This window comes from Streptococcus sp. CL6.22 (assembly GCF_049738055.1).
Classification (GTDB): domain Bacteria; phylum Bacillota; class Bacilli; order Lactobacillales; family Streptococcaceae; genus Streptococcus; species Streptococcus mitis_DJ.
Genome location: NZ_JBKOTV010000012.1, coordinates 13,403 through 24,453 on the forward strand (window position 1 = coordinate 13,403; position 11,051 = coordinate 24,453).

The window sequence follows — 11,051 nt, forward strand, 5'->3', positions numbered from 1 at the left end:
TCTACTCCCCCTTCAGCGCTTCAAATTTTGCTTTCATTGTTGGATTCTTCCGAGTCAATTTTTTGACGGAAACATCTTCCAGCTTATTGTTAGCTAAGCGAAGTTGGTTTTCAGATGTGGTCAGGAATTTCTTAACCTCTTCCATGCGTTTGATGGCCTTGTCGATTTCATCAATAGCTTTGCCAAAGTTGGTCGAAGCTGAATTATAGTTTTTAGCAAAAGCTAGCTTAAAGGCATCCAAGTCTTCCTCAAAATGCGTAATGTCGATATTTTGCTCGCGAACTAAGGCCAACTCCTGCTTGTATTTTAGGGAATTAAGCGCCGCATTTCGCAAAAGCCCAATCAACTGAATAAAGAATTGAGGACGAACCACATACATCTTTTCGTACTCGTGGCTGACGTCTACAATCCCTGTGTTAAAGTAATCATTATCGGCCTCAAGCATGGTTACCAAAACCGCATATTCACAGTTCTTCTCCCGACGGTCCTTGTCCAATTCCTTGTAAAAATCTGCATTCTTATGCTTCTTCTCTGTTCCATCTGCTTCATTTTTCATCTCAAACATGATAGAAATGATTTCGACTCCATTTTCATCACACTCACGGAAGATAAAGTCCCCCTTAGACCCACGCGCAGAAACCTTGTTATCCTTTTCAAAGTAAGCATTTGGAAAGGCAAAACTGCGGACCTTGTTAAACTCACTCTCTGCATACTGTTCCAGACTTTCCCCGATGGCTTTTGTAGATTGTTGGGCTTTGAAATTCTTATAGAACTCGACCTGTTCACTGGCTGCCTTGAGTTGAGCTTCGTAGTTTTGCTTAACTGAAGCAAGAGAAAGCTCGTTTTCTTTTTCTTGTAAAAGAAGCTGGTTTTTAACCTGATCCCGTTCTTTTTCTAGGTCAGAAAGGGTCTTTTGCAGTTGATTTTCATGCTCCAAACGCAAGGTCGCCAATTGGTTTTCCAAGGCCTGTACTTCCTTGTCCTTAGCCAATAAAGCCTGATGACTTGTCTGTTCAACTTCTTTCTTAGCCAATTCTTTTTCTGTATCAAAGTTTTGGATTTGACTCTGTAATTGCGCAATTTCTTGGTCTTTTTGAGCCAGTTTAGTCTGTTGCTCATTCATGGCCTTTTGCTCAGCCAAGGCCAGTTCCTGCTTCATCCGATCGTGCAATTCCTTATCAAACTCTGTCGTTCTCACTTGGGACAAGAGTTCAGCATACTGACTTTCATTTACTGTAAAGACTTCCCCACAGTTAGGGCATTTGATTTCGTTCATAACATTCCTCTTTCTAGACTTCTTTAACCATTATATCATGCCTAAGGGAAAATCAAAAACAGTGAGTCGAAACCCACTGTTTATCTTCTTTTACTTTAAATTTTTTCCAAGGCCAAGCGCAAGTCTTCAATCAAATCCTCTACATTTTCAAGTCCGATTGACAAACGAATTTGGTTTGGCGTGACACCTGCTGCTTCCAGGTCTTTTTCTGACAATTGACCGTGAGTAGTTGTAGCTGGATGAACAACAAGAGACTTGGCATCTGCTACGTTTGCTAGGTCAGAGAAGATTTCCAAATTATCAATCACCTTGCGGGCTTCTGCCTCCCCACCTTTGACATGGAATGTAAAGATTGAACCCACACCTTTTGGCAAGTATTTCTCAGCCAAGGCATGATAAGGACTATCAGCAAGTTTTGGATAGTTAACTTTTTCTACCTTAGGATGGTTGACAAGGAAATCAACAATTTTCTCTGCATTTTGCACATGACGTTCCACACGAAGAGAAAGTGTTTCAAGTCCTTGTAGCAAGAGGAAAGCATTAAATGGTGACAAGGCTGCACCTGTATCACGGAGCAATTGAACACGAACAGCGATAATAAAGGCAGCCGCACCTACATCACGAGTATAGCTCAAGTTATGATAGCTTTGGTCTTCCTCAACAAATTGAGGGAATTTCCCTGAAGCTGCCCAGTCAAAACGACCGCTATCGACAATCACTCCACCAATAGTCGTACCATGCCCACCGATAAACTTAGTCGCAGAATGAATAGAAATATCTACACCGTGAGAAAAGACATTAATCAAGTAAGGCGTGGCAAAGGTATTATCCGAAACGAGTGGAATCTGGTGTTTATGCGCAATCTCAGCCAATTTTTCCAAGTCAGGAATGTTAATCAAGGGGTTGCCCAAGGTTTCAATCAAGACAAGCTTGGTATTGTCATTGATAGCTGCTTCTACTTCCTCCAAATTATCAACATCGACAAAGGTTGTTGTGATACCATAACGAGGAAGGGTTTCCTTCAAGAGATTGAAGGTTCCACCGTAAATAGTTGAGGCTGCTACTACATGGTCACCAGCGTGGGCAAGTGCCAAAATCGTATAAGTCACTGCGGACATACCTGATGCTGTTGCAAGAGCTCCAACACCACCTTCAAGGGCAGCAATTCTTTCTTCAAAGGCAGCTGTTGTAGGGTTGGTGATACGAGTATAAATGTTCCCTGGTTTTCTCAAGGCAAAAAGATCTGCACCTTCCTGCGTGTCATCAAAAACAAAAGATGTTGTTTGATAAATCGGCACTGCACGAGACTTAGTAGCTGGATCCACAACTTGACCAGCATGCAGTTGCAAAGTTTCAAATTTAAAATCACGAGTCATAAAACGACCTCCAAATAGTTTGATTAAGGATATTGTAGCACCTTAAGTTATAGTTTACAAATATCAGTTTTCTATATTTTGATATAAGAAATAGCTATTACTCAATTTAAAAACGAAAAAAGCACGAATTAATCGTGCTCATTTTCTTAATCTACATAAGTATCTTCGTTTTTATTGAGGAAGGCATATGGAAGACCAACCAAAAGACCTCCACCAATCAAGTTTCCGACGAAGGTTACACCCCAGTGGCGAAGCATATTTCCAAAACCGAAGTTGGCAATTGAGTCAGCAGCAACACTGAATTTTACAATCGCGAAAGAAGCAAAGTTCGCAGCGATGTGCTCATTTGTTAAGAATACAAACATGTAAATCGCTGATAAAACGAGCCATAGTTTAGCGCCGCCATCTTTGACTAAAACAAATGAAAGAATCGCAATATTAACGAAAATATTTGCTAAAATCGCCTCAAGCAAGATTAATTCATTTGAACGGCCTAACTTCATCTCAACAACCCCTGAGATGAAACTATCGTGAGTCAGATGTGCATAAGCTGCTGAGTGGGCAAAACCCCAACCTGCTATCAAAGCCCCGATAAGGTTGAACAAGGTACAGTAAAGTAAAATCTCAGCTGTTTTTCTCCAAGAGATTTTTTTCAAAAAACTACCAGCAGTCAAGAACATCATGTTTGATGTTACCAACTCAGCATTCAAGAAAACAATGTAGGCCAAGCCCCAAGCAAAGACAAAGGGGAAAAGAAAACGTCCACTACCTGGCGCAATTTTATTAATCAAGTCAGCCCCAACTGCACCAGCAGCAGTACTGAAGGTTAAAAATGCACCTGCGAACATAGAACGAATCGCATACTTAAATTTGCTTTGACTATAAAGACTTTCCTTCTTCTTGCAAGCAAATTCAATCTTTGAGATAAATTCTGAAGAAACCATAATAAACTCCTAAAATTTTTTACCTGATAATTATATCACAAACTTTAGAATTAAGGAAACGTTTTCTGTATTTCATAACAGTTTATTTTGAAACGCAATCTATAAAAAATCAGTAAAACCTAAGATTTTACTGATTTTATCTTTAATAGCGTTGTTTATATGGTTGATTGAAAGCTGTTAGAATTTCTTCAGGGGTTTGTGAATAGTCTTTTGTATCTTTCAAATCACCTTTTACGATAATACGCTCTGTCGCATCATAGTCTACACAGGTTACAAGCGTGATTTCATCAACACCACTACGGTCATCAATCTCATCGACGCGATCTGGAGTCACATGCTTCACTTCACGGATTTCATAGGTATAAACTTTATCCTTATCAGTTAGATAAATTTTCATCCCATTTTTAGCACGTGACAGTGGAGAAAAAAGCATTTGACTGGCATTTTCCGCCGTGAAGATGTGATGGCTCGCAAGTGAATAGTTTCCTTTCCCCATCACTTGGTCACGCTTCATTGTACCAGCTCCATAGAAGAGATTGACATTATCGAGCCCCTTAAAAATAGGCAAGTTAATTTCTACCTCAGGAACAGCAATTCCACCGATAACAGGCAATTTTTGCGAATCCCATTGTGAGGATAAGACAGCTTCTGACGAGATAGCTTTTACTGAATCAAAGTCAAAATTTCCTTCTGTATCTTGATTTTCTTCCAATTTTTCTTTTGATACCTGGCTGACTTGGTATTTATTAGTATTCCAAACCATGAACATATCACGAATTTTTGAATTGAAAATCAAAGCAAGTGACAAGAGAATTAAAAATCCTGCCAGGATATTGATTAGTAAATTTTTACGGTTTGTTTTCTTTTTGTTCTTTTTATGAGACATTATGCTTCACCTTCTGTTTCGTTTTCTGCCCCAACTTCTTCTTTTTCTGCCGCTGTAACCGTAGTAAAGGTTACAATTTTAGCATCTTGGTCCAGGCGCATCACTTTAACTCCCATAGTTGAGCGACCTGTTTGTGAAATATTGGCAACGTTGGTTCGAATCATGACACCTGTATCAGTGATAATCATCAAATCCTCATCGCTTTTTACTGTCATAAGACCAGCAAGGGAACCATTCTTTTCAGTAATTTTAGCAGTTTGCATCCCTTTACCACCACGACCTTTTGTTGGATATTCAGTCGCAACGGTGCGCTTACCATATCCTTTTTCAGTGATGATAAGAACCTCGTCCTGGTCTGTAATCACACTAGCACCAACAACTGTGTCCCCATCACGGAGATTAACACCTTTCACCCCCGTAGCGATACGACTCATTCCACGAACGGCTGATTGATTAAAGCGAACTGCATAACCAAACTTGGTACCAATGATAATGTCCGTATCTTCTTCCGTCAACAAGACATTAATCAGTTCATCTTCATCTTTAAGGTTCAGTGCTTTAAGTCCATTTTGACGAATGTTAGCAAATTCCTTAACGCTGGTTCTCTTCACAATACCATGACGAGTTGTGAAGAAGAGATAAGCGTCATCACTGCGTTCAGAATCAACATTGATGATGGTTTGAATACTTTCGCCTTCATCCAATTTCAAAAGATTGACAATCGGCAAGCCCTTAGCAGTACGGCCATACTCAGGAATTTCATAGCCTTTCAGGCGATAGACGCGTCCTTTATTTGTAAAGAAGAGTAGGTGATCATGGGTGCTAGTTGACACTAACTTACGAACAAAATCGTCATCCTTAACTCCCGTACCTTGAACACCACGACCACCACGTTTTTGAGCGGTAAATTCGTCTTGGTCCAGACGTTTGATGTAGCCCTTGTTAGAAAGCGTAATTAAGACATCTGATTCCTCAATCAAGTCCTCATCTTCAAGGCTTAAGACTTCACCGACCATTAATTCAGTACGACGTTGGTCGCCAAACTTACGCTTAACTTCGTCTAATTCATCTTTAATGATTTGAGAAACACGTTCGGGCTTAGCAAGAATATCTGCTAAATCTGCAATCAGAGCCAAGAGGTCATCATACTCAGACTGAATCTTATCGCGTTCCAAACCTGTCAAACGACGAAGACGCATATCAAGAATGGCTTGACTTTGACGTTCAGAAAGCTTAAACTTACTCATCAACTCAGCTTGTGCTTCCGCATCCGTTTCACTAGCACGGATGATGCGAATCACTTCGTCGATATGGTCTAGCGCAATCAAGAGACCTTCTAAAATATGAGCACGCGCTTCTGCTTTTTCCTTATCAAAACGAGTACGACGAACAACCACTTCTTTTTGGTGCTCAATATAAGCATCCAAAATCTGACGAAGAGACAAAATCTTCGGTACGCCATTTTGGATAGCAAGCATATTGAAACCAAAGTTGGTTTGCATCTGGGTCATCTTGAAAAGGTTATTAAGAATAACATTGGCTGAGGCATCGCGCTTGACTTCGATAACAAAGCGAACACCTTCACGGTTTGACTCATCACGTACTGCTGTGATGCCCTCAATGCGTTTTTCCTGAACCAAACGAACAATATGCTCATGCACCTTTGTTTTATTGACCATATAAGGAAATTCTGTTACAACAATACGCTCACGGCCAGTCTTAGTTTCCTCAATTTCAGTACGAGAACGAAGGACAATAGAACCTTTACCTGTTTCGTAGGCCTTATGGATACCTGATTTCCCCATGACAAGAGCACCAGTTGGAAAATCTGGCCCAGGCAGGACTTCCATCAAGTCCTTAGTGGTCACTTCAGGATTGTCCATGACCAACTTCACTGCATCAATGGTTTCACCAAGGTTATGAGGTGGAATATTGGTTGCCATCCCAACAGCAATACCAGTTGCTCCATTAACCAAAAGATTAGGAAAGCGCGCTGGCAAGACCAAGGGTTCACGTTCATTGGCATCATAGTTATCAACGAAGTCAACTGTATTTTTGTTAATATCACGAAGCATCTCCAGAGCAATCTTGCTCATACGTGCCTCAGTGTAACGCTGGGCGGCAGCACCATCACCATCCATGGAACCAAAGTTCCCATGACCATCTACAAGCATGTAACGATAGCTCCACCATTGAGCCATACGGACCATGGCTTCATAGATAGAGGAATCCCCGTGTGGGTGATATTTACCCATGACATCCCCTGTAATACGAGCAGATTTTTTATGAGGTTTGTCTGGAGTAACACCCAGTTCATTCATTCCGTAGAGAATCCGACGGTGGACGGGTTTCAAGCCATCTCGAACATCAGGAAGAGCCCGCGCTACGATAACACTCATAGCGTAGTCAATAAAGCTCGTCTTCATCTCCTTTGTCAGATTGACATTCACTAAATTTCTATCCTGCATTAATAAATGCCTCATTTCACTATTAGTAATTAACTATATTATACCATAATGTCCGCTATATTTCAGGTATCTAAAACCACTAAAACGTTTACATCAAGAACTGAAATGTATATCCGTGACAAAGCTTTTTAAAAGTGATAAAATTGAAATAACTGGGGAAATCCCTGAATAAAATTAAGGAGATGTTTAGAATAATGACTTCAACTAAACAACACAAAAAAGTTATCCTTGTCGGTGATGGTGCTGTAGGTTCTTCTTACGCTTTTGCACTTGTTAACCAAGGAATTGCACAAGAGCTTGGAATTATCGAAATTCCACAATTGCATGAAAAAGCTGTTGGTGACGCGCTTGACCTTAGTCACGCCCTTGCCTTCACTTCACCTAAAAAAATCTATGCAGCTCAATACTCTGACTGTGCAGACGCTGACCTTGTTGTAATCACTGCAGGTGCGCCTCAAAAACCAGGTGAAACTCGTCTTGACCTTGTAGGTAAAAACCTTGCTATCAACAAATCAATTGTAACTCAAGTTGTTGAATCAGGTTTCAAAGGTATCTTCCTTGTTGCTGCTAACCCAGTTGACGTCTTGACTTACTCAACTTGGAAATTCTCTGGATTCCCTAAAGAACGCGTTATCGGTTCAGGTACTTCACTTGACTCAGCTCGTTTCCGTCAAGCACTTGCTGAAAAATTGGATGTTGATGCTCGTTCAGTCCACGCCTACATTATGGGTGAACACGGTGACTCTGAGTTCGCTGTTTGGTCACACGCTAACATCGCTGGTGTAAACCTTGAAGAATTCCTTAAAGACACTCAAAATGTTCAAGAAGCTGAATTGATTGAATTGTTCGAAGGTGTTCGTGATGCAGCTTACACAATCATCAACAAAAAAGGTGCAACATACTACGGTATCGCAGTAGCCCTTGCTCGTATTACTAAAGCAATCCTTGACGATGAAAACGCAGTACTTCCACTTTCAGTATTCCAAGAAGGTCAATACGGAATTAAAAACGTCTTTATCGGTCAACCAGCTGTTGTAGGTGCACATGGTATTGTTCGTCCAGTAAATATCCCATTGAACGACGCAGAAACTCAAAAAATGCAAGCATCTGCAAATGAATTACAAGCTATTATTGACGAAGCATGGAAAAACCCAGAATTCCAAGCTGCTTCTAAAAACTAATTTAGATAGTAATAACTCCTTGAGTCATCAGGGAGTTATTTTTTATCTCTATCTTAACTAAATATTTTATGAAATTTACGTAAAAAACAACATAACTTTAAAAGCTATCATGTCACAGTTCGAGCATAAATCCGAAAAACTACCAATCAGATCTATACACACGTTACAAAAGGCATGGAGCAAGCTGGACTTGATGCACTTGATACCGTCGCATTGAATAGAAAGTAAAAAGTTTTGCCCCATAAGTGCCCCATGAACAAAAAAAGAGCCCATCATACAGGCTAGAAAGCTTGATATGATAGGCTTTTTTTCATTTTGATTAGCGTACTGTACGGATACGCATTGTGTTTGTACGAACAGCTTCTCCAACTGGCACACCAGCTACGATAACGATATCGTCACCAGATTGTACAAGTCCTGCTTCAACTGCTTTACGTTCAGCGATTTCGAACATATCGTCAGTTGATGATGGAGCATCTGTCAACATTGGGATAACACCCCAGTTCAACATCAATCCACGTTCTGTCAATTCGTCGAATGTCAATGCCAAGATGTCAGCATTTGGACGGTATTTAGAAATCAAACGTGCAGTGTGACCTGTCTTAGTAAGAGTTACAACCAATTTGATATCCATTGAGTTAGTAGCATCTTTAACAGCTGAAGCCATTACTTCTGTCTTAGAGTTACGTTCAAATGAATCTGAGTTCAAACGACCGTATTCGTTAAGAAGAGTTTGAGCGTTCTTGTCGATTGTAGCCATTGTAGTTACTGACTCAAGTGGGTATTTACCGTTTGCAGACTCACCTGAAAGCATTGTAGCGTCAGTTCCGTCGATAACAGCGTTAAATACGTCTGATACTTCTGAACGAGTTGCACGTGGTTTTTCAGTCATTGTTTCAAGCATGTTTGTTGCAGTGATAACAACTTTACCTGCAGCATTGACTTTAGTGATAATCATTTTTTGGTAAACTGGAACCATTTCGAATGGTACTTCGATACCCATGTCACCACGAGCGATCATGATACCATCAGCAGCTTCGATGATTTCATCCAAGTTATCGATACCTTGTTGGTTTTCGATTTTAGCGAACAATTGAACATGTCCATTTCCAGTTTCTTCACAGATTGCACGAACTTCGTTCACGTCTTTAGCAGTACGTACGAATGAAATCGCGATGAAGTTGATACCTTGTTCAAGACCGAAGCGAATGTCATCGTTATCGCGTTCAGCAAGTGCTGGGAAAGGAATTTTAGTGTTAGGGATGTTAACACCTTTTTGTTTAGCAATTACGCCATCGTTTTCAACTTCAACTTCAAATTCACGAGTTGCATCATCTTTAGCAACCACACGAAGACCAAGTTTACCATCGTCAACCAAAACTTGACGACCAACTTCAACATCATCATAGATATCAAGAGCACCAGCAACGTTCAATGCAATCACATCACGAGTTGATTTGATTCCCTGTTTAGTTGCAACACGGATTTTCTCACCAGTTTTGTATGAATACTCTTTAGCTTCACCTTCGAACAATTCTGTACGGATTTCTGGTCCTTTTGTATCAAGAAGGAAACCAACTTTTTTACCTGCAAGTTTTTCTGCAAGTTTAACAGTTGCCATACGCTCACCTTGTTCTTGGTGGTCACCGTGTGAGAAGTTGAAACGGAATGTGTTAGCACCAGCTTCAATCAATTTGGCAATGTTTTTAGCTGAAGCTTCAACATCAAGTTTTTCACCCCAGTATCCGTCATCACCAAATTTTTTACCACCACGGATTTCTACCGCAGGTCCCAAAGTTGCAACGATTTTTACACGTTTATTCATGATTTTTGTGACTCCTTTATATATGACCTTTTTGGTCTTATTAACTAAATTATAAATTATGACAAGCTCTTATTCAAGCTAGATAGCTCAAGGTCAGCCTTGTGTGGGTTGTTAACCACAATCTTACCATCTGCAGTAAGGCTAAACAATGCTCCTTCTTCTGCAGTTCCAAGAATTGGGTTTTCAACCATTTTCTCGTTACGGATACCAACCGCAACACCACCGATACCTTCTTTAAGAAGTTTAACAGCATGGGCACCCATACGTGACGCCAAAACACGGTCACGCGCAGTTGGAGAACCACCACGTTGAATATGTCCAAGTTCTGTCACACGAAGGTCGCTTGTATCCCCAGCTTCTTTTAGTTTTTGACCAAATTCAGCTGCAGACATTACACCTTCTGCCAAGACGATGATGTTGTGTTTTTTACCACACTCATAACCACATTTAATGCTTTCTACGATATCTTCAATCTTGAAGCCTTCTTCAGGAATGATGATTTCATCAGCACCAGTTGCGATACCTGCCCAAAGAGCGATATCACCTGCGTTACGTCCCATAACTTCGATAACAAAAGTACGACGGTGACTTGATGACGTATCACGAATCTTATCGATAGCATCCATAGCAGTCGTAACCGCTGTGTCAAAACCGATTGTGAAGTCAGTACCAACGATATCGTTATCGATTGTACCTGGAAGACCGATAGCTGGGAAGCCATGCTCAGTCAAACGCATAGCACCGTGGTAAGATCCGTCACCACCGATAACAACTACACCTTCAATCCCGTGTTTTTTCAATTGCTCAATCCCTTTAAGTTGCCCTTCAAGTTGAGCGAACTCTGGGTAGCGAGCTGAGTGAAGGAAAGTACCACCACGAGAAATGATGTCTCCTACTGAAGCTGCATCTAGGGGATGAATTTCACCGGCAACCATACCAGCATATCCGTCATAGATACCAAACACTTCCATTCCTTCTGAAATTGCTTGACGAACAACTGCACGGATGGCAGCGTTCATACCAGGGGCGTCTCCACCACTAGTCAAAACAGCAATACGTTTCATATTGGTTATGCTCCTTTTTCTTTTAACATTC

8 protein-coding genes are annotated in these 11,051 nt (G+C 40.7%); 1 reads left to right on the forward strand and 7 read right to left on the reverse strand.

The window, feature by feature from the left end:
* Position 1: 1 nt before the first annotated feature.
* The 5 genes from ACLNCW_RS07210 to gyrA all read right to left on the reverse strand — a co-directional run bounded on the left by ACLNCW_RS07210 (position 2) and on the right by gyrA (position 6,950).
* Complete coding sequence (locus tag ACLNCW_RS07210; RefSeq protein WP_424845755.1) at positions 2 to 1,276, reverse strand: DUF2130 domain-containing protein; 1,275 nt, start codon at positions 1,274 to 1,276, stop codon at positions 2 to 4.
* 95 nt (positions 1,277 to 1,371) lie between these two features.
* Complete coding sequence (locus ACLNCW_RS07215) at positions 1,372 to 2,652, reverse strand: O-acetylhomoserine aminocarboxypropyltransferase/cysteine synthase family protein (RefSeq protein ID WP_424845757.1); 1,281 nt, start codon at positions 2,650 to 2,652, stop codon at positions 1,372 to 1,374.
* 146 nt (positions 2,653 to 2,798) lie between these two features.
* Positions 2,799 to 3,596, reverse strand: a complete 798-nt coding sequence (locus tag ACLNCW_RS07220) for a formate/nitrite transporter family protein (RefSeq protein ID WP_424845760.1) — start codon at positions 3,594 to 3,596, stop codon at positions 2,799 to 2,801.
* 142 nt (positions 3,597 to 3,738) lie between these two features.
* The gene (locus ACLNCW_RS07225) at positions 3,739 to 4,482 is read right to left on the reverse strand and encodes a class A sortase (RefSeq protein WP_000018500.1); all 744 of its coding nucleotides are present in this window, start codon (positions 4,480 to 4,482) and stop codon (positions 3,739 to 3,741) included.
* On the reverse strand, positions 4,482 to 6,950 hold the full coding sequence (gyrA, locus tag ACLNCW_RS07230; RefSeq protein ID WP_424845762.1) for a DNA gyrase subunit A: 2,469 nt from the start codon (positions 6,948 to 6,950) through the stop codon (positions 4,482 to 4,484). Before gyrA ends, ACLNCW_RS07225 begins: the two co-directional genes overlap by 1 nt.
* 194 nt (positions 6,951 to 7,144) lie before the next feature.
* On the opposite strand from gyrA, the gene ACLNCW_RS07235 reads away from it, so the two are divergent.
* Entirely contained in the window at positions 7,145 to 8,131 is a 987-nt protein-coding gene (locus ACLNCW_RS07235; RefSeq protein WP_078238355.1) for an L-lactate dehydrogenase, read from the forward strand.
* Positions 8,132 to 8,450: 319 nt separating this feature from the next.
* Here ACLNCW_RS07235 and pyk read toward each other — a convergent pair whose 3' ends face one another.
* Together pyk and pfkA are read right to left on the reverse strand one after the other, a co-directional pair.
* Positions 8,451 to 9,956: a pyruvate kinase gene (pyk, locus tag ACLNCW_RS07240; RefSeq protein WP_153198860.1), complete on the reverse strand. Its 1,506-nt coding sequence runs from the start codon at positions 9,954 to 9,956 to the stop codon at positions 8,451 to 8,453.
* A 56-nt stretch (positions 9,957 to 10,012) separates the two neighbouring features.
* Positions 10,013 to 11,020: a 6-phosphofructokinase gene (gene pfkA / locus ACLNCW_RS07245; RefSeq protein ID WP_000820863.1), complete on the reverse strand. Its 1,008-nt coding sequence runs from the start codon at positions 11,018 to 11,020 to the stop codon at positions 10,013 to 10,015.
* Positions 11,021 to 11,051 lie beyond the last annotated feature (31 nt).